The 21475-nt window shown below is 60.9% G+C and carries 21 protein-coding genes; 14 read left to right on the plus strand and 7 right to left on the minus strand.

Annotated features, from left to right (window positions below; all coding sequences use genetic code 11):
- Positions 1-51: 51 nt before the first annotated feature.
- The 3 genes from AAEZ09_RS15245 to AAEZ09_RS15255 all read left to right on the plus strand — a co-directional run bounded on the left by AAEZ09_RS15245 (position 52) and on the right by AAEZ09_RS15255 (position 2941).
- Entirely contained in the window at positions 52-1044 is a 993-nt protein-coding gene (locus AAEZ09_RS15245) for an NAD-dependent epimerase/dehydratase family protein (protein WP_350599923.1), read from the plus strand.
- A gap of 106 nt (positions 1045-1150) precedes the next feature.
- Entirely contained in the window at positions 1151-2020 is an 870-nt protein-coding gene (locus tag AAEZ09_RS15250) for a GumC domain-containing protein (protein ID WP_350599924.1), read from the plus strand.
- A gap of 72 nt (positions 2021-2092) precedes the next feature.
- Complete coding sequence (locus AAEZ09_RS15255; protein ID WP_122840101.1) at positions 2093-2941, plus strand: cache domain-containing protein; 849 nt, start codon at positions 2093-2095, stop codon at positions 2939-2941.
- Between the two features lie 60 nt (positions 2942-3001).
- Here the strand turns inward: AAEZ09_RS15255 and AAEZ09_RS15260 are convergent, their stop codons facing one another.
- Entirely contained in the window at positions 3002-4519 is a 1518-nt protein-coding gene (locus AAEZ09_RS15260; RefSeq protein WP_205891674.1) for a DHA2 family efflux MFS transporter permease subunit, read from the minus strand.
- Between the two features lie 76 nt (positions 4520-4595).
- Positions 4596-5789 carry a 4-hydroxybenzoate 3-monooxygenase gene (gene pobA / locus AAEZ09_RS15265; protein ID WP_350599926.1) on the minus strand — a complete coding sequence of 398 codons (1194 nt, stop codon included), beginning with the start codon at positions 5787-5789 and terminating at the stop codon, positions 4596-4598.
- Between the two features lie 180 nt (positions 5790-5969).
- Here pobA and AAEZ09_RS15270 point away from each other — a divergent pair, with 180 nt between their 5' ends.
- Positions 5970-6866, plus strand: a complete 897-nt coding sequence (locus tag AAEZ09_RS15270; RefSeq protein ID WP_350599928.1) for a helix-turn-helix domain-containing protein — start codon at positions 5970-5972, stop codon at positions 6864-6866.
- 9 nt (positions 6867-6875) lie between these two features.
- Here the strand turns inward: AAEZ09_RS15270 and AAEZ09_RS15275 are convergent, their stop codons facing one another.
- Together AAEZ09_RS15275 and AAEZ09_RS15280 are read right to left on the minus strand one after the other, a co-directional pair.
- Positions 6876-7052: a hypothetical protein gene (locus tag AAEZ09_RS15275; RefSeq protein WP_163019474.1), complete on the minus strand. Its 177-nt coding sequence runs from the start codon at positions 7050-7052 to the stop codon at positions 6876-6878.
- Between the two features lie 183 nt (positions 7053-7235).
- Complete coding sequence (locus AAEZ09_RS15280) at positions 7236-8150, minus strand: LysR family transcriptional regulator (RefSeq protein ID WP_205891676.1); 915 nt, start codon at positions 8148-8150, stop codon at positions 7236-7238.
- Positions 8151-8263: 113 nt separating this feature from the next.
- On the opposite strand from AAEZ09_RS15280, the gene AAEZ09_RS15285 reads away from it, so the two are divergent.
- Positions 8264-9142 carry an MBL fold metallo-hydrolase gene (locus tag AAEZ09_RS15285; protein WP_350599930.1) on the plus strand — a complete coding sequence of 293 codons (879 nt, stop codon included), beginning with the start codon at positions 8264-8266 and terminating at the stop codon, positions 9140-9142.
- 200 nt (positions 9143-9342) lie between these two features.
- Here AAEZ09_RS15285 and AAEZ09_RS15290 read toward each other — a convergent pair whose 3' ends face one another.
- Entirely contained in the window at positions 9343-10224 is an 882-nt protein-coding gene (locus AAEZ09_RS15290; protein ID WP_045058280.1) for a LysR substrate-binding domain-containing protein, read from the minus strand.
- A gap of 159 nt (positions 10225-10383) precedes the next feature.
- Between AAEZ09_RS15290 and AAEZ09_RS15295 the strand changes: the two genes are divergently transcribed.
- The 6 genes from AAEZ09_RS15295 (at position 10384) to AAEZ09_RS15320 (ending at position 17763) form a co-directional block, all read left to right on the plus strand.
- Complete coding sequence (locus AAEZ09_RS15295) at positions 10384-12021, plus strand: 5-guanidino-2-oxopentanoate decarboxylase (RefSeq protein ID WP_205891678.1); 1638 nt, start codon at positions 10384-10386, stop codon at positions 12019-12021.
- Entirely contained in the window at positions 12018-13466 is a 1449-nt protein-coding gene (locus AAEZ09_RS15300) for an aldehyde dehydrogenase family protein (RefSeq protein WP_350599932.1), read from the plus strand. The genes AAEZ09_RS15295 and AAEZ09_RS15300 overlap by 4 nt, the downstream gene beginning before the upstream one ends.
- Positions 13467-13680: 214 nt before the next feature.
- Entirely contained in the window at positions 13681-14784 is a 1104-nt protein-coding gene (locus AAEZ09_RS15305; RefSeq protein WP_205891680.1) for an extracellular solute-binding protein, read from the plus strand.
- 156 nt (positions 14785-14940) lie between these two features.
- Entirely contained in the window at positions 14941-15849 is a 909-nt protein-coding gene (locus AAEZ09_RS15310; RefSeq protein WP_350599933.1) for an ABC transporter permease, read from the plus strand.
- Entirely contained in the window at positions 15846-16694 is an 849-nt protein-coding gene (locus AAEZ09_RS15315; RefSeq protein ID WP_045058275.1) for an ABC transporter permease, read from the plus strand. Before AAEZ09_RS15310 ends, AAEZ09_RS15315 begins: the two co-directional genes overlap by 4 nt.
- Before the next feature lie 13 nt (positions 16695-16707).
- On the plus strand, positions 16708-17763 hold the full coding sequence (locus AAEZ09_RS15320; RefSeq protein ID WP_045058274.1) for an ABC transporter ATP-binding protein: 1056 nt from the start codon (positions 16708-16710) through the stop codon (positions 17761-17763).
- Positions 17764-17894: 131 nt separating this feature from the next.
- Here AAEZ09_RS15320 and AAEZ09_RS15325 read toward each other — a convergent pair whose 3' ends face one another.
- Positions 17895-18824: an AraC family transcriptional regulator gene (locus AAEZ09_RS15325; protein WP_205891682.1), complete on the minus strand. Its 930-nt coding sequence runs from the start codon at positions 18822-18824 to the stop codon at positions 17895-17897.
- A 334-nt stretch (positions 18825-19158) separates the two neighbouring features.
- Between AAEZ09_RS15325 and AAEZ09_RS15330 the strand changes: the two genes are divergently transcribed.
- A complete protein-coding gene (locus AAEZ09_RS15330) occupies positions 19159-19512 on the plus strand; it encodes a putative quinol monooxygenase (protein WP_045058272.1) in 354 nt (117 codons plus the stop codon).
- A gap of 41 nt (positions 19513-19553) precedes the next feature.
- A complete protein-coding gene (locus AAEZ09_RS15335; protein ID WP_045058271.1) occupies positions 19554-19784 on the plus strand; it encodes a hypothetical protein in 231 nt (76 codons plus the stop codon).
- Positions 19785-19799: 15 nt separating this feature from the next.
- Here AAEZ09_RS15335 and AAEZ09_RS15340 read toward each other — a convergent pair whose 3' ends face one another.
- Entirely contained in the window at positions 19800-20429 is a 630-nt protein-coding gene (locus AAEZ09_RS15340; protein ID WP_045058270.1) for a flavin reductase family protein, read from the minus strand.
- A gap of 219 nt (positions 20430-20648) precedes the next feature.
- Here AAEZ09_RS15340 and AAEZ09_RS15345 point away from each other — a divergent pair, with 219 nt between their 5' ends.
- Positions 20649-21404: a COG4705 family protein gene (locus AAEZ09_RS15345; RefSeq protein ID WP_045058269.1), complete on the plus strand. Its 756-nt coding sequence runs from the start codon at positions 20649-20651 to the stop codon at positions 21402-21404.
- The last annotated feature ends 71 nt before the right edge of the window (positions 21405-21475 follow it).

Raw genomic sequence — 21475 nt, forward strand, 5'->3', positions numbered from 1 at the left:
GCAGCGTCAAGGCTTACGCATTACGCAAAATGAAACACATCGGAGCACTACATGAAGATTCTGGTCACCGGCGCAAGCGGCTTCATTGGCGGGCGCTTTGCGCGTTTCGCCCTGGAGCAGGGCCTGGACGTACGGGTCAATGGTCGCCGGGCCGAAAGCGTCGAACACCTGGTGCGCCGTGGCGCCGAGTTTATCCAGGGTGATCTCGGCGACCCGCTGCTGGCCCGTGACCTGTGCGTGGATGTCGACGCTGTGGTCCATTGCGCCGGTGCCGTGGGGTTGTGGGGCCGTTATCAAGATTTCCACCAGGGCAATGTCCAGGTCACCGAGAACGTGGTCGAAGCCTGCCTGAAGCAGCGGGTGCGGCGCCTGGTGCACCTGTCTTCGCCCTCGATCTATTTTGACGGCCGCGATCACCTTGGTCTGACCGAAGAGCAAGTGCCCAAGCGCTTCAAGCACCCCTACGCGGCGACCAAGTACCTGGCCGAGCAAAAAGTATTTGGCGCCCAGGAATTTGGTCTGGAGACCATCGCCCTGCGTCCGCGATTCGTGACCGGCGCCGGTGACATGAGTATTTTCCCGCGGCTGCTGAAAATGCAGCGCAAGGGGCGGTTGTCGATCATCGGCAACGGTTTGAACAAGGTGGATTTCACCAGCGTGCAAAACCTCAACGAAGCCTTGCTCAGCAGCTTGCTGGCCACGGGCTCGGCGTTGGGCAAGGCCTACAACATCAGTAATGGGACCCCGGTTCCGCTGTGGGATGTGGTCAATTACGTGATGCGCAGGATGGACGTCCCGCAGGTCACCCGCTACCGCCCCTATGGGCTGGCCTACAGCGCTGCCGCGTTGAATGAAGGCGTATGCAAGCTCTGGCCGGGCCGCCCCGAGCCAACCCTGTCGCGCCTGGGCATGCAAGTGATGACCCGGGATTTCACCCTGGACATCAGCCGCGCGCGGCATTATCTGGATTACGATCCAAAGGTCAGTCTCTGGACCGCCCTGGACGAGTTCTGCAGCTGGTGGAAGGCCCAGGACATCCGCTGACGGGCTCGTCACTGAACCGAGTTGGGGGTTCAAGGTCAATCGATGCGGTTGTGGGGGGTATACTGCGCCGCATCAAGCCATCACCGCGTTCACAAAGGTTGACTCAATGTCCATGCGTAACGATGCCAACGACGACTTCGATGTACCGAGCTTGCGTGCCGACAGCCTCGACGACGATGATTTTGTGCCTGCCGCGCGTCATTCCGGGCACTCGCGCACGCCCCCGGTGGTCAAGGTCAAAGCTCCGAGCACCGGTCCTCTGTGGGCACTGGTCGGTGCTTTGTTCATCGCCTTTGGCGGCCTTGCCTGGTGGAGCTTCCAGCAGATTTCGCTGATGGAGCAACAGCTGGTGGCGACCCAGGAAAGCTTTGCTCGCATCAGCGAGGAAGCGGCAGGGCGCCTGCAGGATATTTCCGGCAAGGTGGTCGCCAGCCAGACCAACGTATCCAGTGACAGCGAGGCGTTGAAGCTGCAGGTCAGGCAGTTGGAAAGCAAACTCCTGGATCAGGGCAAGCAGCAGCAGGGCGTTGTCGGCCAGACCACCGAACTGGACAAGCGCCTGGCGCAGATGACGGCGCAAACCGCCGAGCTCGACAAACGCCTGGTCGAGGCGAGCGCGCAAACCACTGAACAGCAGAGCGCCAACACCCAGTTGCAGGCCCAGGTCAAAGCCCTGAGCAGCGAACTGGCAGCACTGAAAAGCGCCCCAGCCGATACCAGCAAGGTCGACGCCCAGCTCAAGAGCCTCGGTGCCGATATCGCTGCATTGAAGAAGCAGGGCAATCCAGGCGCGGCCATCGACCGCCTGGAACAGGACATGATCGTGCTCAAGGCCCAGCAGGATAATCGTCCACCCGCCAGCGCCAGTGGCAATACTGCCGAATTCGATGCGTTCCGCACTCAGGTCAGCCGCAACATCAACACCCTGCAGGCGCAGATCCAGAATCTGCAAAAGCAACTCAACGCCCGACCGTGAGGACGCCGTGCGCTCCTTGGCGGCTGTGCTCGTCTACGCTGCTTGAACACCAACAGGAATGAGGAACGCGCAATGGGGGTTTGGCATAAATTGATGTTACTGGGGGGGCTGCTGTTGTTAGGCCTTGGCCAGGCACAGGCGGCCGGCACGGAAAAAGACGACAGCCAGGCCGCCAAGGCTCTGCTGGAAAAGGCCTTGGCCTACTACCATGAGAATGGCGACAAGGCGTTTGCCGCATTCAGTCGCCAGGGGGAGTTTGTCGACAAGGACCGTTATGTGTTCGTGGTCGACACCAAGGGCGTCATGCTCGCCAGCGGCGGGCCTTCTTCGGCGTTGATCGGGCGGGATGTATCGGATGTGCTCGGGCCGGATTTGCAGAAAGCCTTCAAGGACGCGTTGAAAGTGCCTGAGGGCAACGGCATTCAGCAGGCCGAATATCGCTGGCAGAACTGGTCCGACGGCAAGGTCGAGCGCAAGCACGTGTTCTACCAGCGTGTCGGCCAGCGCATTCTGGCAGTGGGCTATTACCTGCCTCGCGCGTCAGCGGAGCAGGCCATGGCGTTGCTGAACAAGGCGGCCGGCGATCTGGCCAAGGATGAGAAAGGCACCCTGACCGCGATCAATTCGCTCAAGGGCGGGTACCTGCAGGATGACCTGTATGTATTCGTGGTGGACCTGGACACCGGTCGTTACGTTGCCCATGGCACCAACCTGCGCTTGATCAACACCGACTTCAGCAAGATCAAGGATCCCGAAGGCAAGCCGGTGGGCGAGCCGATCCTGGCGTTGATTGCCAAACAGGATTATGGCGAATACGAATATCGCTGGAAGAACCCGGTGACTGGCAAGGTTGAGGCCAAGCATGCGTACCTGAAAAAGGTCGGGCATTTCCTGGTGGCTGTGGGTTATTACAGCCCATAAGATCAAAAGATCAAAAGATCGCAGCCTTCGGCAGCTCCTGCGCAAGCTGCGATCTTTGTGTTAACGAACCTTGTCCTCGCGCCCCCGCAACATCATGTTCGGCATTGCAATCGCTGCCGCCAACCCCAGCAGTGACACCGCCGCACTGACCATCAGCAAGTGCCGAAACGTCAGCAGCAACTCTGCCCGCAGGGCATTTTGCGCATCCCCCGGCGCGGCGTTCAAACCGTCCAGCAGGACATTTCCCGAACCGCCTTCGCCAATCAGCGTCGAGCTGCCCAGGTGGGCGAAGCTTGAGTCCTGCAACAGCGCCAGCAGCAATGCCGACATCAAGGCTACCCCCACCGCGCCACCCAGGGAGCGGAACAAATTGGTCGTGCTGGTGGCCACGCCAATGTCCCGCTGTTCTACCGAATTTTGCGTCCCCACCAGCGAGGTCGGGAATTGCATGCCGCCCGCAATACCACTGAGCAACATGAACAGGCTGCTCCAGATCATCGCCTGGGGCGGGCTGAACGCCATGCCGAGAATTGAAATCGGCATCAGCGCCGCGCCGGTCAGGATCATCGGTTTGTAGCGTCCGGTCACCGAGGTGCGACGACCGGCAAAATAGGCGCCTATCGGCAGCCCCATGGCCAGCGGTAACAGGTGCAGGGCGGCACTGTCGGCGCCTGCACCGGTGACGCTCTGAAAGCGCAGGGGCATCAGGACGATCAGCGAGATCGCCTGGAAACTGGTGAAGAAAATCGTGCACCAGCAGAGCAGGGCATTGCGGTTGGCAAACAGGTGCATCGGCAGCAACGGTTCCCGCGCCCGGCGTTCGTGCCAGACGAACAGCCCCAGTATCACTACCGCACACGCGAGCAGCCCCATGACTTCGAGGCTGTTCCAGGCATGGCCCTGGCCGACTTCGGTAATGCCGAGCAGCAAGGCCGTCAGGCCGATAATCATCAGCACGGTGCCAAGGTAATCGATCACCGGTTTGCGCTGCGGCACCGGCAGACCGACCAGGGTGCGATGAGCGACCACCAGGGCGCCCACCCCCAGCGGCAGATTGATCAGGAACACCCAGCGCCACGACAGGTACTCGGTCATGTAGCCACCCAGCACCGGTCCGGCGACACTCGCCACCGCGTACATGCTACTGAAATACCCCTGGTAGCGACCGCGTTCGCGCGGCGGCACGATGTCGCCGATGATCGCCTGGCTGACCGAAATCATTCCCCCGGCACCAATGCCCTGGAGAATTCGCGCCAGGACCAACTGCTCCATGCTCTGGGCCATACCGCAGAACAGCGAAGCCAGCGTGAACAGCCCCATGCCGAACAGCATCAACTTGCGGCGCCCGTACAGGTCGCCGAGCTTGCCGTAGATCGGTACGGCCACCGTCATGGCCACCATGTACCCGGAAATCACCCAGGCCAGCAGGCTGACATCCTTGAATTGTGCGGAGATGGCCGGCATCGAGACTGCCACGATGGTCTGGTCCAGCGCGCCAAGGAAGATCGCCAGCATCAGGGCAATCAGCACGCTGCGAATCGCCGGTTTCGGCGCGTCGGGCTGGGTGAGGTGGGTCACGGTAAAACCTGCGGCAATGGATGATCCGCAGGCAAGAGGCGAGCGGGAATGCTCGCCAGTGTAAGTCGATAGCAGGCTATTCGATAGGCTCGTAGGGAAGGCCGACGTAATTTTCTGCAATGGTCTTGCGACCGGCTTCGGAATCGACGAAGTACGCCAGCTCTGATTCGGCGATGCGCTGGCTGAAACCGTCGTGGTCGTCGAAGCGGTGCAGCATCGACGTCATCCACCAGGAAAAACGCTCGGCCTTCCAGACCCGTCGCAGGCAAATTTGCGAGTACTTCTCCAACAGATCGAGGCGGTCTTCGCGGTACACCTTCAGCAAAATATCAAACAGCGTACTGACATCGCTGGCCGCCAGGTTCAGGCCTTTGGCTCCTGTGGGTGGGACGATGTGCGCGGCGTCGCCGACCAGAAACAGTCGCCCGTACTGCATCGGCTCGACCACAAAACTGCGCAGCGGCGCGATGCTTTTCTCAATGGACGGCCCGGTGACCAGCGTTTCGGCCAATTCCGCTGGCAGACGGGATTTGAGCTCCTCCCAGAATCGCTGATCGGACCATTGCTCCACCGTCTCCCCGGTGGGCACCTGCAGGTAATAACGGGTGCGGGTTGACGAGCGCATGCTGCACAGGGCGAACCCGCGTGGATGGCGGGCATAGACCAGCTCTTCGTGCACCGGCGGGGTGTCGGCGAGGATGCCCAGCCAGCCGAACGGATAAACCCGTTCGAAAATCTTCAGGCTGTCGGCCGGGATCGATTGCCGCGCCACGCCATGGAAGCCGTCGCAGCCGGCGATGTAGTCGCAGTCGAGTCGATAGCTCTCGCCGTCTTTTTCAAACGTGACGAAGGGTTCAGCGGTCTTCATTGCATGGGGAACGACGTTCTCGACGCCGTAGAGGGTCGTGGCGCCTGCAATCTGACGAGCGGCCATCAGGTCGCGAGTGACTTCGGTCTGGCCGTAGATCATCACGGTTTTTCCGCCGGTAAGGGCGTGCAGATCGATGTGCACCTGGCGACCGTCGAGCGACAATTCAAAGCCGTTGTGGATCAGCCCTTCGGCATCCATGCGTTGTCCCGCACCGGCCTTGCGCAGCAGCTCTACCATGCCCTGTTCAAGCACCCCGGCACGGATGCGCCCGAGGACGTAGTCCGGGGTCTGGCGTTCCAGGATGAGGGTGTCGATTCCGGCGTTGTGCAGCAGCTGGCCGAGGAGCAATCCGGATGGACCTGCACCAATGATGGCGACTTGGGTTTTCAGCGTTTTCATTGTTTTTATGGCTCGCAAGCTGCACTCGGCCAGGGCCGGTGAGTAATTGTTATGGATCGAGTGCTTGCATTTTTCACTTGCGAGTCTGTCAATTGAAGGTGAAAACTGAGCCGATACCTGTACATTCTGCCAATCGGTGCGATTATCGCCCGCTACCATCTCCGAGGCCTGATTGAAGTTATGAACAAGCCTGCCCTGCCTTCCATTCCGGTGTTCAAGCTTTACGGAGAAAGCCTGGACTGGCCCACCCCGGATCTGTTGCATTGTGAAACCATATCCAAACGCAGCCGTGAGCATCAGTGGGAAATCAAGCCCCATCGCCACGCTGATTTGTGCCAGTTGCTCTTCGTCTTCCAAGGTCAGGCAGAGCTTGAGATCGAAGGGCAACGCACACTGCTCACAGAGTCGGCGATCCAGATCCTGCCGCCTTTATCCGTGCACGGCTTTCGTTTTTCCGAGGACGTCGAAGGGTTTATCGTCACGCTGGCTGCGCCGCTGGTCGCGCACCTGCAGGCGCAGCTGGGCAGTTCGATGAATGCCCTGGGCCAGGCCGAGAGTTATCCGGCGGGCAAGGACAGTGAATATCTAAACAGCCTGTTTACTGCGCTGCAGGACGAGTACACCGGTCATCAACCGGCGCGGGAAATGCTCATGCATTCGCTGGTCAGCGTGATCATGGTCTGGGCCAGCCGCCAGGCCCTGCGGCGACGGTCTGCCAGTCAGCGTCCGCAGCGGGCGCGCGAGTACCTGAACGGCTTTATTCAGCTGGTGGAAGAAACCTATCGCCAGCATGTCAAGGTTGAAGACCTGGCGCATCGGCTGGGCATCTCTGTTTCCCACCTCAACGGCACTTGCCGCGAGTTGGCCGGGCAACCGGCGCTGCAGATCATGCACGAGCGCCAACTGCTCGAAGCCAAGCGCCTGCTGACCTATACCAGCATGACGATCTACGAGATGTCCGACGTGTTGGGGTTTTCCGATCCAACCAATTTCACCCGGCTTTTTCGACGTCGGGTAGGCATTTCGCCCAAGGCGTTTCGCGACCGTTTAAAGGCCGATCAGGACAACGAAACCTGACGCCTTTCGTCAGCGAAGGGCGTTGAGGGTGGCGTTGTGGGGAATACAGCGCTCGAAGTTGCAGCTCGCAAAATCGCGGGGCAGTTGCCGCAGCTGTTCGACCCGCCACGCAGCGGTGCCATAAAGCGCCAACGTTGCTGCGCAGGTGACGAAAATGGCGAGGTATCTTCTTGTTTTGATGTTCATGGCGCTCACCTCTGAACGACTACCCGGGGGTACTACGTTGAGCATAGTAGGAGCTGCCGAAGGCTGCGATCTTTTGATCTTGTATTTGCTTTTGATCTTCCAAAGAGCGCCACCCACAGCTGAAAATCAACAGATCCTCCGATCAAAAGCCCCCCCAACTGCCCCCCAAGCCCCCGCCAGCCCCTACAGTCGATCCAACTCGACATCCCACACCGGCTCTTGCGGAAACCGCAGCACCAGGAAATCCAGCATGCAGCGCAACGTCGTCGGCATGTGCTTGCGGGACGCGTACACCGCGTAGATGTTCATCTGCCGCGGTTCGGCTTGGGGTAACAAGCGGATCAACTCGCCACTGACAATGTGCACGCCCGCCTGGTAGCTCGGCAACATCGCCACCCCGGCGCCGGCCAGGGTGGCGCGCAGCAGGGTGCTTGCCTCGTTGGCGCTGATGTTGCCCTGCACCGTCACCGACTGCGACTCGCCGTCCTGCTCGAAGTGCCAGAGGCTTTTGCCGAAGTAGGAGTGGGTCAGGCAATTGTGTTCGCTCAACTCCTCGACCCGCTGCGGCGCCGGGTGCTCGTGCAGATACGCCGGGGAGGCGCAGATGACTGAACGGCAAACTGTGAGCCGCCGCGCGATCAGGTTCGGGTCCAGGTCGTTGCTGGTGCGGATGGCCAGGTCGATGCGTTCGTCCACCAGGTTGACCGTGCGATCGAGCATCTGCAGGTCGATGCTGACGCCAGGGTAGCGCTTGACGAACGCCGCCATGGCGTCCGCCAATTGCGCCTGGCCGAACGAGGTGCTGACGCTGATGCGCAGCAAACCGCGGGGCGCCTCGTCCGGCTCGGTGACCGCCGCCTGCATGTCGCTGGACAGCTCGAGCATTTGCCGACAGCGCGGCAGTATCTCGCTGCCCGCCGCCGTCAGGCTCAGTTTGCGCGTGGTACGGTGCATCAGCCGCGCGCCGACCCAATCCTCCAGCTCCGCCAGATAACGTGAGACCACCGGCCGCGAAAGGTCCAGTTGATCGGCTGCAGCCGACTGGCTGCCGAGGTCGACCACCGAGACGAACACCCGCATTGCTTGAAGTCGATCCATGATTTGCCCGATTTTAGAAACAAACTATGTCGCAGCATCGCATTTTTTGTACCAGTGCAGGCAACTAAGCTCTGTCGCATCGCCACATACGGCAATCGGCATCGGAGCCCTACATGATCGGTTTCACTTCCCTCAAACGTATTCTGCTGGCCAGCGTCACGTTCGGCCTGGCAGCCCACGCCCTCGCGGCGCCCCTTACGCTGGACGTCTACAACCCGGGTACCGAGGCTATTTTCCCGGTCAGTTCGGTGCTCGTCAGCGGCGAGAAAGACGCGGTGCTGGTGGACGCGCAATTCGGCAAATCCCAGGCCGAACAAGTGGTGCAGAAAATTCGCACCAGCGGCAAGCAACTGACCACGATCTACATCAGCCACGGTGATCCCGATTACTACTTTGGCCTCGACACCCTGACCGCCGCGTTTCCGAAAGCCCGGGTGCTGGCGTCGCAGGCGACTGTGGATCACATCACGCAGACGGTCGACGCAAAACTGGCCTTCTGGGGGCCGAAAATGGGTGCGGATGTGCCGGCCAAAACCATCGTCCCGCAGGTGCTCAAGGGCGACAGCCTGATGCTTGAGGGGCACAAACTGCAGGTGATCGGCCTCGACGGCAGGCAACCGGATCGCAGCTTCGTGTGGATCCCGTCGATCAAGGCGGTCGTAGGCGGCGTGGTGGTGGCGCAGAACATCCATGTGTGGATGGCCGACACCCAAACCCCACAGTCCCATGCCGATTGGCTGGCGACGCTGCAGTCCATCGAGACGCTTAAGCCGCAGACTTTGGTGCCCGGCCATTACCTGGGCGAGAGCACCCGGTCGCTGGCGGCTGTGCAGTTTACCGCTGACTATATCCGGGCCTTCGACGAAGAAACCGCCAAGGCCAAGGACTCGGTTGCGCTGATCGCCGCCATGAAAAAACGTTACCCGACCCTGGGCGAAGAGAGTTCGCTGGAGCTCAGTGCCAAGGTCGCCAAGGGTGAGATGCAGTGGTAATACGCTAACCCTTGCACCTGTAGGAGCTGCCGAGAGAAACGAGGCTGCGATCTTTTGATCTTGATCTTGATCTTGATCTTGATCTTGATCTTGATCTTGATCTTGATCTTGATCTTGATCTTGATCTTGATTTTAGACGCCAAAAGATCGCAGCCTCGTTTCACTCGACAGCTCCTACGCAGCTCCTGCCGGCTTTTGCGTTACCGCGACTGAGCCTGCTCCACCAACCACCCCATCAGCTCGCGCAGCTTGGGCGACGGCTCGGGTTTCTGCGGGAACACCAGGTAGTAGGCCAGACCGGTTTTAACCTTCAGCGCGAAGGGCATCACCAGCCTGCCCGCGCTCAGGTCATCCCCGATCAGCGACCAGTCTCCAATCGCCACGCCCGTCCCTTGGGACGCCATCGACATGGCCAGGTCCAGGGTTTCGAAATGCTGGCCCTTGCCCACGTTGTTCAAGCGTATCCCGGCGCTGGCCAGCCAGGCTTTCCAGTCGCGTTCGTCCCGGGTGGGGTGCAACAGCAAATGCTGTTGCAGGTCATCCGGGGACTGCAACGGTACCGGGCCTTCGAGCAGCGGCCTGGAGCAGACCGGGGTCAGTTGTTCGTCGAACAGGTGCAGGGAGGCCAGCGCATTGTCCGGTAGCGCTCCGTACATCACTGCGGCGTCGAACTGTTCGCGATGAAAATCCACTCCGTGCTTCACCGTGGTGGTCAACTCTACCGGCACGTCCGGACGCTCCCTTTGCCACTGCAACAGCCGTGGCAGCAACCAGCGCATGACGCAGGTCGGCGCCTTCAACTGCAGGGTCTCGCGCGTCTCACCGATCTGGTCCACGGCTTCGTCGATCAAGCGGAAAATCTTCTGCACCCGCGGCAGCCATTCGCGCCCCTGCGCCGTCAACTCCAGGCCCCGGGCCTGGCGAATGAACAGCTCATAACCCAGATGATCCTCCAGCCCGGCGACTTGCCGGCTCACCGCGCCCTGGGTGATGTGCAACTGCTCGGCGGCACGGGTGAAGTTGCAGCACTGCGCGGTGATCAGAAAAGTGTGCAGCGCCGGCAGGGGAGGCAATCGTTTCATGGGGATCCAAGGTATGACGTAAGGACATGGCTAGTATGACTTTTTATCCATTGTTGAGGCGACGTGTCGCCCGTTCCAATGAGGCCATCCCTGGACCTGCCCACGCATCATAAACACTGCGCAGGTCCGGCGTCTCAAACGAACAGGAAGGGCAATGACATGGCGACGTGTGGCGAAGTATTGGTCAAGTTACTCGAAGGTTACGGGGTCGAGCAGGTGTTCGGCATTCCCGGGGTTCACACCGTGGAGCTGTACCGCGGGCTGGCCCGTTCGAGCATCAACCACGTCACTCCGCGTCATGAGCAGGGCGCCGGTTTCATGGCTGACGGCTATGCGCGCACCAGCGGCAAGCCCGGTGTGTGCTTCATCATCACCGGCCCTGGCATGACCAACATCACCACTGCCATGGGGCAGGCCTACGCCGATTCGATCCCGATGCTGGTGATCTCCAGCGTGCAATCGCGCAGCCAGTTGGGCGGTGGCCGGGGCAAGCTTCACGAGCTGCCAAACCAGAGCGCGCTGGTGGCCGGGGTGGCGGCGTTTTCCCATACGCTGATGTCGGCGGCCGAGCTGCCAGGCGTGTTGGCCCGCGCCTTTGCGTTGTTCCAGGCGGGTCGTCCGCGCCCGGTGCATATCGAAATTCCGCTGGATGTGCTGGTCGAGGAAGCGGATGACCTGCTCGCCAGCGTGCCGGTCAATATTGATCGTGCGGGTGCTTCGCCGAGCGCGATCAGCCGCATGACCGCGCTGCTGGCCGGCGCGAAACGCCCATTGATTCTTGCCGGTGGCGGAGCCATTGATGCCGCAGCCGAGCTGACTGAACTGGCCGAGTTGCTCGATGCGCCCGTGGCCCTGACCATCAATGCCAAGGGCATGCTGGAGTCCGCGCATCCGTTGCTGATCGGCTCGACCCAGAGCCTGGTCGCCACCCGTGCCCTGGTCGCCGAGGCCGACGTTGTGCTGGCCATCGGCACCGAGCTGGCCGAGACCGATTACGACGTGACGTTCGCCGGTGGTTTCGAGATTCCCGGTGCACTGTTGCGGGTGGACATCGACCCCGACCAGACCGTGCGCAACTATCCGCCACAGGTCGCGCTGGTGTCCGATGCGCGCAACGCCGCGCAGGCACTGTTGAGCGCGCTCTCGCACAAATCCCTGGCCGAGCGCCGTGCCGATTGGGGCCAGGTGCGTGCTGCGCGTCTGCGCGCCGAGCTGGCAGCGACCTGGGACGCGCCGACCCTGGCACAAACCCGCTTCCTGGAAACCGTGCTGCACGAGTTGCCGAATGCAGTGTTTGTCGGCGATTCGACCCAGCCGGTGTATACCGGAAACCTCACGTTCAACCCGGAGCGCCCGCGTCGCTGGTTCAATTCCTCCACCGGCTACGGCACCCTCGGCTATGCCTTGCCGGCGGCGATTGGTGCCTGGCTCGGTGGCAGCATCGAGGGCGGCGCGCGTCCTGCGGTGGTGTGCCTGATCGGTGACGGCGGCCTGCAATTCACCTTGCCGGAACTGGCCAGCGCCGTAGAAGCCCGGACCCCGGTGATCGTCCTGCTGTGGAATAACCAGGGCTACGAAGAGATCAAGAAATACATGGTCAACCGCGCCATCGAACCGGTGGGCGTGGACATCTACACACCGGATTTCATCGGCGTGGCCAAGGCTCTGGGCTGTGCCGCCGAAGCGGTGAAGGGGGTCGAGCAACTGCGCACTGCGCTGCGCGTCGCTGCTGACCGGCAGGGCCCGACCCTGATTGAGATCGATCAGGCGCAATGGATGCAGGCGGTGTCGAAATGAGCCTGCCGACAACTTTGCACGGCCTGTTTATCAACGGCCAGTGGTCTGCCGGTCCGGAACATCTGCGGGTGATCAATCCGTCGACCGAGGCCCTGCTGACAACGGTTAATGGTGGCGACTCAGCTGCCGTCGATCAAGCCGTCACTGCCGCCGCCGCAGCCTTCCAGAGCTGGTCGCAGACCAGCGGCGCCGAGCGCGGTGCGATCCTGCGCAAGATCGCCGCAGGCGCGCAGGCCAGTCGTGAGCAGTTGATGCATTTGCAGTCGAGCAATAACGGCAAGCCACTGTTCGAAGCCGCCATCGACGTCGATGACGTCATCGCCACTTTCGAGTACTACGCCGGTCTGGCCGAAGGCCTGGACGCGAAACAGGACAGCCCGGTCGAGTTACCAACAGACGATTTCAGCGCTCGAGTACGCCGGGAACCTTGCGGTGTGGTCGGCCTTATCGTGCCGTGGAATTTCCCGATGGTCACCACCGCCTGGAAGCTCGCGCCGGCCCTTGCCGCCGGTTGCTGCGTGGTGCTCAAACCGTCCGAAGTAACGCCCCTGCCAGAGCTGGAGCTGGCGGCGATCATTGCCCGTTCGGGTCTGCCCCAGGGCGTGTTCAACCTGGTCTGCGGCACTGGGCTGGCTGTCGGCGCACCGCTGTCGGCGGACCCGCGCATCGCCAAGATCTCCTTCACCGGCAGCAACGCGGTAGGGGTGCAGGTGATGCAGCGCGCGGCGGAAACCGTCAAGGGCGTGAGCCTGGAACTGGGGGGTAAATCCTCGTTGCTGGTGCTGGCTGATGCCGACCTTGAGCTGGCGGTGGAAGTGGCGTGTGGCGGCGGGTTTTTTAATGCCGGACAAATGTGTTCGGCCACCAGCCGTGTGTTGGTCGCCGATGAACTGGCGGATGAGTTTCTCATTCGCTTGAAGGCTCGTGCCGAAGCCATTCGTGTGGCGGACCCGTTCGATCCGGCGGTGGAAATGGGCGCGCTGGTCAATCAGGCGCAATACCAGCGGGTACTCGGCCACATCGACCGTGGCTTGAGCGCTGGCGCGAAGCTGATCTGCGGCGGCAATCGCCCGGCGGACCTTCCACGAGGCTATTTTTTGCAGCCGACGATCTTCACCGACGTGCCCCAGGGCAGTGCGCTTTGGTGTGAAGAGATTTTCGGTCCGGTCATTTGCGTGCGCAGTTTCGCCTCCGAAGGCGAGGCGATTGCCCTGGCCAACGATAGCCAGTTCGGTCTGGTGGCCAGTGTCGTCACGCGCAATGCCGAAACGGCGGATCGCGTCGCGAACGCCTTGCAGGCGGGGCTCGTGTGGATCAACGCGCCACAGGTGATCTTTGCGCAGGCTGCCTGGGGTGGTTACAAGCAGAGCAGCATTGGCCGCGAATTGGGGCCGTGGGGCTTGCAGGCTTTCCAGGAAATAAAACACGTCATTCGAGCCATCTGATCGCTCGAATATGGTGAGTGCGTGCCTCTTGTCGAGGCATGTGCTGATGTCATGGCTTCGATGAGTTTTTATCGATAGTCAGGTGTTTTGCACGACCTCAGGATGAACTCGCTGGTTCCGCCAAGCCCCGAAAATACGAGGGATAACGCTGATCCGGACGCGGATGCAACAGTTTCGACCTGCCTTATACCTACAAAAACAAAGGGAGTCCGTAATGGGCGAGCATGATCTGAACAGACGTCAATTCATCAAGACCGTGGGCGTAGCCTCGGTAGCCGCGGCGGCCATGAGCATGCCGTTCATCAAGGCCAATGCCAGCGACACCCGCTTCCAGGGTAAAACCCTGCGCCTGCTGACCTGGTCCGACGACACCGGCCTGGCCGCGCTGCGCAACATCGCGGCGACCTTTGAAGACAAATACGGCTGCAAGGTCATCGCTGACCGTACCGGCAGCACCTCGGAAATGGTCGCCAAACTCAAGGCCGGCGGCGATCGTGCGCAGTACGACATCATCACCCTGGCTGGCGTTGGTGCCGAGGGCCTGGCGGCGGCCAACCTGCTGGAAAAACCCGACCTCAACCGCATTCCCAACCTGGTCGATGTGCCGGAAAAATACCGCACCGGTGCCAACGGCCACGGGATTGGATACCTGCTCTGGTGCAACAGCCTGGTCTACAGCACCCGCACCATCCAGCAAGCGCCGGACAGCTATGCCGCGCTGTGGGACGCCGACCTGTCGCCGAACATTTTCCTGCCGCCGCCGAACTGGACCGAAGCCATGGACCTGATCATCATCGCCGCCAAACTGGCCGGTGGTGACGAGCACAACATCGAGCCGGGCTTCAGGAAGCTCGCAGAGCTCAAGGACCGTGTGGTGACGCTGGGCGAGAACCCGAACCAGATCGCCGAGCTGTTCCGCACCGGTTCCCTGGACATGGGTGGCCTGTATGCGCCGGCTTTTTTCCCCAAGCAGATCCGCGATCCGGCCTACGGCCTGGGTGCTACCTTTGGCATGAAAGAAGGCTTCTACACCGACCTGATGCTCTCGGTGATGCCGAAAAATCGCCCCGGCGATACCGACCTGGCCTACGCCTTCATCAACCACTCCCTGGACCCGCTGGTGCAGGGCAAGATGGCCGAGGACATTTACAACGGCCCGGTCAACGCCAAGGCGATCATCTCCGCCGAGGCCCGCAAGAGCCCGTACATCCTCACGCCGGAGCAAATTGCCGAGAAGGCGATCATGCACGACAACGCCTTCCTGGCCTCTGTGCATGACCAATGGATTCGTCGCTACACGGAAATCTTTTCTTCCTGATCTGCCATACGACCTGCAAGGCACGGTCCCCTGCAGGCGCTGCCGCAGGCTGCGATTTTTTGACTTTGATTTTCAGGATCAAAAGATCGCAGACAGCGGCCGCTCCTACCGGGGTGGTGCACCAGATCGTCCTGTGCAATTGACGAGACCCTAGCCATGGAACACCAACCCCTGACCCACCCCGGCAACATCGCGGCATCACCGCCAAAACGCGGCGTGTCACCCACCGCCCGCGCCTGGCTTTTTCTCACGCCATCGATGCTGTTCCTCGGCGTGCTGATTGCCGCCAGCCTGCTGGTACTGCGCATGAGCGTGGGCACCAAAGGCGCGGAATGGACCGGCTTCAGCCTGGCCAGCTACGCGCAGTTGCTGGAACCTTACTACCTCAAATCCTTGCTGCTGACCCTGCGCCTGGCGTTGATCAGCGCGGCGATTGCCGTGGTGCTGGCGATCCCGGTGGCCTACACCATGTCACGCCTGACCTCCCCCTTGGTGCGGCGAATTTTCCTTGCAGCAGTGTTGCTGCCCTTGCTGGTCAACCTGCTGCTGCAAAGTTATGGCTGGCTGGTGATCCTCGGGCCTGGCGGAATGCTCAATCAGGCCTTGATGGGCCTGGGTCTGATCAAGCGTCCGATCATGTTGCTCTACAACCAGAACGGCGTGCTGATGGGGCTGGTGCAAACCGCCTTCCCGCTGGCCGTACTGCCAATCGCCAGCGCCATGCGCGGAGTCGCCCGCACCTACGAAGAGGCGGCGGCCACCCTCGGCGCCAGTCGCTTGCAGGTGTTCCGCCAGGTGGTGCTGCCGATGAGCCTGCCGGGCATCATCACCGGCGCAACGCTGGTGTTCGCCTACAACGCCAGCAGCTTCGTAGTGCCCCTGTTGCTGGGTGGTCGGCGCGTGCCGATGCTGGCGGTGATGGTCCATGACCAGATCGCCCCGCTGATGAACTGGCCCGCCGCCTCCGCAGCCGGGGTGGTTCTGATTGTCACCACGCTGCTGATCATGACCCTGTCGGAATATTTCACTGGCCGGCGTCGGCGCAGGATGGAGGCTTCGCAATGAGCACTGTGATCAACAAGCGTCATACGTTACTGCCGGGCGATACCGGCAAGTTTGCCGGCGTGCTGTCGGGCTTTATCCTGCTGCTGGCGGTGCTGCCGATCCTGACGATGATCGTCATGTCATTCAGCGGCGCCTCAAACCTCGACTTCCCACCCAGCAGCTACAGCCTGCAGTGGTACAAGGCCGCCTGGAACAGCTTTGTTTCGCCCGACTCCAGCGATGTGCTGAGCCTGGGCAAAGCCATGACCACCAGCCTGATGGTGGCTTGCCTGACCATGGTCTTCGCCACGATCATCGCGGTGCCTGCAGCCTATGCGCTGACCCGTTGCGAGTTCCGCGGCAAGGCCGTGGCGCTGCAACTGATGTCGTTGCCGCTGGTGTTTCCCATGGTGGTACTGGGCCTGGCCTTGCTGCTGGTTTTCGACAGCCTGCCGTTCCAGATGACCACCTCGCGCCTGGTGATTGCGCACGTGATCCTGGCATTACCCTTCGTGGTGAAGAATTGCACCGCAGCGATGCTGTCCATCGGCACTGAGGTCGAAGAGGCTGCGCAGATGCTCGGCGCGTCGCCCACCCGGGCGATCGTTGACGTAGTGGTGCCGTTGATGAAGTCGGGAATTCTCGCGGGGATGCTGCTGGCGTTCATCGTCTCGTTCAACGAGTTCACCGTGACCTACTTCCTTTACACCATCGATGTCATGACCGTGCCGATCTGGATGTACAGCCGCACCGTGTCATCGCTTGACCCGACTGTCTTTTCCTTTGCCGTGCTTATCGTGCTGATCGACTTCGTCCTGATCTGGGCGTTGGAGAAGCTGGTGGGCGAGGGCGGCGTTTCCTTTTGATTTGAGGTGCAACATGACTGGTCTGATTCTGGAAAACGTCGAAAAACACTACGGCTCGGCCTGCGCGGTAAAGGATGTGAACCTGCATTTGCCCGAGGGCAAGCTGGTGTGTTTTCTCGGCCCCTCGGGCTGCGGGAAAACCACCCTGCTGCGCATGATCGCCGGGCTCGAAACCCTCTCGGGCGGGGAGATCCGCCTGGACGGTGAAGACATCGGCCACACCCCGGCGCATCTGCGCAATTTCGGCATGGTGTTCCAATCCCTGGCGTTATTTCCGCACATGACCGTGGGGGAGAACATCGCTTACCCTTTGAAGCTGCGTGGGGTCAGCAAGGCTGATCAACAGGCGCGGGTGGTGGAGTTGCTGCAGCTGATTCAGTTGCAGGAGATGATTGATCGCCCGGTGTCCAAGTTGTCCGGCGGGCAACGCCAGCGCGTGGCGATCGCCCGGGCAATTGCCTCACACCCGAAAATCCTGTTGCTGGATGAACCGCTGTCGGCGCTGGACGCCAAGCTGCGGGAATCGATGCAGGTAGAAATCCGCCAACTGCAACAGCGCCTGAACATCACCACCATCATGGTCACCCACGACCAGCGTGAGGCCATGACCATGGCCGATATCGTCGTCGTGTTGGGCGAGCATCGGGTACAGCAGGTAGGGACGCCCATCGAGATTTACCGGCATCCGGCCAACGAGTTCGTTGCCGACTTCATCGGCTCGGGCAACATTTTTCCGGCTACGGCGCTGGGCAATGGCAAGGTCGGTTTGCCCGGTGGGGACGCCCTGCAAGTGCCGATCTGCAGCAGCATAGTGGCGGGGGCGAAGGTCAAGATGCTGATTCGTCCCGAGGACCTGCAGCTGTCGCAGCCCCAGGCCACGGCGGGAAACCGTCTGCTGGGCAGGGTGACGTTCGTGCGCGATATCGGCGCGACGATTGAAACCACGGTGGAGTGTTCGGGGGTGTCGTTTACTGCCTTGAGTACGCCTTGCCAGGGCTTCGGCCTGAGCATCGGCAACCCGGTGTCGGTAACCCTGCCTGCCGAGGCGTGCCGGGTGCTCGGCGCCTGATCCTGACTCGATGGCGGCCTTTGGGCCTCATCGCGGGCAAGCCCGCTCCCACAGTGATTTGTGGTGTTCACAGAACCTGTGGGAGCGGGCTTGCCCGCGATGAGGCCAGTGGCCACCCATCACTATTTGGATTACACCGACAACCGCAACCGCGCCAGATCCCTTAACGGCGGCGCACCGAACAGCCGGCTGTATTCCCGGCTGAACTGCGACGGGCTCTCATACCCCACCCGATACCCCGCCGCCGACGCATCCAGCCCTTCGGCCAGCATCAACCGCCGCGCCTCCTGCAAACGCAGCTGCTTCTGATACTGCAGCGGACTCATCGCGGTCATTGCCTTGAACCGGTGATGCAGCGTCGACACGCTCAGGTTTACTTCCTTGGCCAGGTCATCGATGCGCAACGGTTGCTCGTAATTGCCATTGAGCCATTTGATCGCCTGGCTGATGCGATGGCTCTGGCTGTTGGCAATGGCAATCTCATACAGGCGATGCCCCTGCGGGCTGCGCAGCAGGCGGTAGAGAATCTCGCGGCGAATCAGCGGCGCAAGCATGCCGATGTCCTTGGGTGAATTGAGCAGGCGGGCCAGGCGCAGCACGGCGTCGAGCATCGCGGTATCGATCTGCTCCACGTACAGGCCGCGCCCCGTAGGGCGGGTCGGCACGCCAAGGGGGCCGGCGTCGGCAATCAACGCGGTAATTTCCGCCGGGTCGATATCCAGCCGCACGGCCAGTATCGGTTCTTCGCAAGTGACATTCACCACCCGCCCACTCAGCGGCATCGAGACCGACACCACCAGGTAATTCAGTGGGTCGTAATTGAAAAACTCATCGGCCAGGCGCACCTCTTTTCGCCCCTGGGCCATGATGCACAGTGCCGGTTGCGCGAGCACCGGGGCAAAATCGTGGGACTTGCTGTGGCGCGACATGAACAGCGAGCCGACGGCCGTGGCATAGGTGCCATCATCCAGCGTGTTGCGGCGAATGATAGCGGCCAGTTCCGCCCGCTGTTTTTCCATGTCGGCGTCCAGCGGGGCTTCAAAGTGATCGAGCGACGACATGCACGGCATCCTCGGCGAAGTGGTGGGATGAGCAGAGCTTAAATTTGTGCAAGGAACAACGGTAGACACATCCTGCGAAATGCTTGCCTGATTCTGCACCGGGCTCAAGTGTTTCACGGTGGCGGCGGGCGCTAGCCGGGCAAACTTGCTCGAAAGTCATATTTCAATGCTGTGACAGCATTTACAGGTTGTTACAGGTTCCCGGAGAGGCCTGGCAGGATCGTGCAACAAGCCGGCAGGAATCGACTAACCGCGTTCTCCCGGGCGCGCTTAACCTTTGATCCTGTCGCAGCCCGTCCCACGGCTGCCACTTGAGTACCTGGGAGGGTTGAACATGTCTACGCAAATCCCCGTCAGCCATATGGCCTTTGTTCGTGCTCGTGCCGGGCGTTCGGTGGAACTGGGCGCGCGTCTCAGTGCCCTGATAGAACCGTCGCTTACTGCACCGGGCTGCCTGAGCTTCGCCTTGCAACATTCACAATGCGATCCGCAGTTGTGGCTGGTGTCCGGTTTCTGGCTCGATCAACAGGCCATGACGGCCTACTTCAGCACCCCGGCCATGCAGATTTTTGCTGAGTTGGTGGAGGACCTGGTGGTCAACAGCCTGGATTTTCATACCTTCGAGCAAGTATCAGCCGCCCAGGCGCTCGGACAGACCCAGTCCTGGGTACACAAAATGGCGGGTTGAGGGTTTAATGACGGCATTCTCAATCAGCCAGGATGCCCGACATGGCACGTAAAGCCTTTGAAACCTTCGAAGCCGTATCGGCCGTTGTCCCCCGCGAGGGCGGTTACTACGCGGCGATTGCCACCAAAGCCATCGGTAGCTCGGGCGCACCGCGCTTCAACAAGCTGCTGGAAGAACAGACCTTCAAGACCGCCAAGGAGGCGGACGAGGCTGCCGCCATGCAACTGACGCACCTCAAGGGCGTCGGCGAAGACGGCGAACTGATCTGGTAGTCATCTGACCAGTAGCTACCTGGTCGCCCCTGGGCGGAACATCTTGAACAGTGCCTCCGGCCCCAGCTGGAAGTAATCCGCCGGCCCGCCGCCGCGCAGTATCGGCTCTGCCGCGGCGGTGTCGTACACCCCATCCTTGAGCAGCCATTTGGCAATGTGCACGGCCACCACTTCGCCGAGTATCAGCCAGCTGGGCACCACATTGCCGTCAGCCCGTTGCAGCTGAATGATCTGCGTTACCTTGCATTCAAAGGACACCGGGCTTTCAGCGACCCGTGGCACCTGGATCACTTTCGAGGCCACGGGTGTCAGCCCGGACAACTCGAATTCATTGACCTCAGGCCCGACCATCGCGCAGCTCTGATTCATCTGCTCGGCCAATGGACGAGTGGCCAGGTTCCAGGCGAATTCGCCGGTCTGCTCGATATTGTTCAAGCTGTCTTTGCGCCCGACGCTGGAGAACCCGATGATCGGCGGAATGTAGTTGAAGGCGTTGAAAAAACTGTAGGGCGCCAGGTTAAGGCGGCCGTTGGCATCCTGCGACGAAATCCAGCCGATGGGCCGCGGCCCGACGATGGCGTTGAACGGATCGTGGGGCAGGCCATGGCCGTTGGCAGGTTCGTAGAAATGGATGTCGTCGGGCATGGAGTAGCGTTCCTTTAGGAGCGAGCTGGCTCGCGATAATCTGTCGGTCAAAAGCAATGTATCTGACACAGCATCACGAGCAAGCCCGGTCGCCATAAAATCTTCCCATTTGCGTAAGTGACAGATTTTTCATAAAGCACCTACCTATTTTTCACCAAGCCCCCGCCAGTCTGCGTGCAAAACCAAGAAACGACCACGCACGCTGGAGCGCTATCCTCGATGAATAAACTTCCTCAAATAACCCTGGCATTCTGGGTGATGAAAATCTGCGCAACGACCTTGGGGGAGACCGCAGGCGATTTGCTATCGATGACTCTCAATGTCGGCTACGCCATCAGCTCGCTGATTCTGATCAGCGTATTTGTGCTGACGTTGATCACTCAGCTGATGTCCAAGTCTTACAAACCGGTGCTGTACTGGATCGTGATCCTGTCGACCAGCACGGCCGGCACCACGATGTCGGACTTTATGGATCGTACCCTGGGTCTGGGCTACGCCACCGGTTCGATGATTCTGATTGCCATCCTGGTTGGGATTTTTGCCGCCTGGCGCTTGAGCGGTGATTCACTGAATGTGACCAAAGTGCAGACCTTGCGCGGCGAAATGTTTTACTGGATGGCGATCCTGTTTTCAAACACCCTGGGCACGGCACTCGGCGATTACCTGGCCGACGACTCGGGCCTGGGTTTTGCCGGTGGCGCGCTGTTGATCGGCTCGACCATTGTGATGGTGGTGCTGCTCAAATACTTCACCAGGATTTCGTCAGTGTTGCTGTTCTGGGTGGCATTTGTCCTCACCCGGCCGTTCGGGGCGACCCTAGGTGACTTCCTGACAAAACCGCATGAAAAGGGGGGGCTGGATTTCGGTACGATTGGCTCCTCGCTGGTGTTGGCGGGGATTCTGATGGTGATGATTGCGGGTGCTTCCTACGCGCAAAACAAGTACGCGAAGCCGGCGGCTGCCGAGTTGAGCTGATAGATTTTTGGGGGGCTCCATCGCAATGCCGCCCGGAACTCACAAGCTCCGGACGGCGTTTCGACGAAGAG

It is taken from the genome of Pseudomonas sp. 65/3-MNA-CIBAN-0223, assembly GCF_040310425.1.
GTDB lineage: Bacteria > Pseudomonadota > Gammaproteobacteria > Pseudomonadales > Pseudomonadaceae > Aquipseudomonas > Aquipseudomonas gregormendelii.

Coding starts and splice junctions, on each gene's coding strand:
- AAEZ09_RS15245 (WP_350599923.1), top strand. CDS start 52: ATGAAGATTCTGGTCACCGGCGCAAGCGGCTTCATTGGCGGGCGCTTT.
- AAEZ09_RS15250 (WP_350599924.1), top strand. CDS start 1,151: ATGTCCATGCGTAACGATGCCAACGACGACTTCGATGTACCGAGCTTG.
- AAEZ09_RS15255 (WP_122840101.1), top strand. CDS start 2,093: ATGGGGGTTTGGCATAAATTGATGTTACTGGGGGGGCTGCTGTTGTTA.
- pobA (WP_350599926.1), bottom strand. CDS start 5,789: ATGAAAACGCTGAAAACCCAAGTCGCCATCATTGGTGCAGGTCCATCC.
- AAEZ09_RS15270 (WP_350599928.1), top strand. CDS start 5,970: ATGAACAAGCCTGCCCTGCCTTCCATTCCGGTGTTCAAGCTTTACGGA.
- AAEZ09_RS15275 (WP_163019474.1), bottom strand. CDS start 7,052: ATGAACATCAAAACAAGAAGATACCTCGCCATTTTCGTCACCTGCGCA.
- AAEZ09_RS15280 (WP_205891676.1), bottom strand. CDS start 8,150: ATGGATCGACTTCAAGCAATGCGGGTGTTCGTCTCGGTGGTCGACCTC.
- AAEZ09_RS15285 (WP_350599930.1), top strand. CDS start 8,264: ATGATCGGTTTCACTTCCCTCAAACGTATTCTGCTGGCCAGCGTCACG.
- AAEZ09_RS15290 (WP_045058280.1), bottom strand. CDS start 10,224: ATGAAACGATTGCCTCCCCTGCCGGCGCTGCACACTTTTCTGATCACC.
- AAEZ09_RS15295 (WP_205891678.1), top strand. CDS start 10,384: ATGGCGACGTGTGGCGAAGTATTGGTCAAGTTACTCGAAGGTTACGGG.
- AAEZ09_RS15300 (WP_350599932.1), top strand. CDS start 12,018: ATGAGCCTGCCGACAACTTTGCACGGCCTGTTTATCAACGGCCAGTGG.
- AAEZ09_RS15305 (WP_205891680.1), top strand. CDS start 13,681: ATGGGCGAGCATGATCTGAACAGACGTCAATTCATCAAGACCGTGGGC.
- AAEZ09_RS15310 (WP_350599933.1), top strand. CDS start 14,941: ATGGAACACCAACCCCTGACCCACCCCGGCAACATCGCGGCATCACCG.
- AAEZ09_RS15315 (WP_045058275.1), top strand. CDS start 15,846: ATGAGCACTGTGATCAACAAGCGTCATACGTTACTGCCGGGCGATACC.
- AAEZ09_RS15320 (WP_045058274.1), top strand. CDS start 16,708: ATGACTGGTCTGATTCTGGAAAACGTCGAAAAACACTACGGCTCGGCC.
- AAEZ09_RS15325 (WP_205891682.1), bottom strand. CDS start 18,824: ATGTCGTCGCTCGATCACTTTGAAGCCCCGCTGGACGCCGACATGGAA.
- AAEZ09_RS15330 (WP_045058272.1), top strand. CDS start 19,159: ATGTCTACGCAAATCCCCGTCAGCCATATGGCCTTTGTTCGTGCTCGT.
- AAEZ09_RS15335 (WP_045058271.1), top strand. CDS start 19,554: ATGGCACGTAAAGCCTTTGAAACCTTCGAAGCCGTATCGGCCGTTGTC.
- AAEZ09_RS15340 (WP_045058270.1), bottom strand. CDS start 20,429: ATGCCCGACGACATCCATTTCTACGAACCTGCCAACGGCCATGGCCTG.
- AAEZ09_RS15345 (WP_045058269.1), top strand. CDS start 20,649: ATGAATAAACTTCCTCAAATAACCCTGGCATTCTGGGTGATGAAAATC.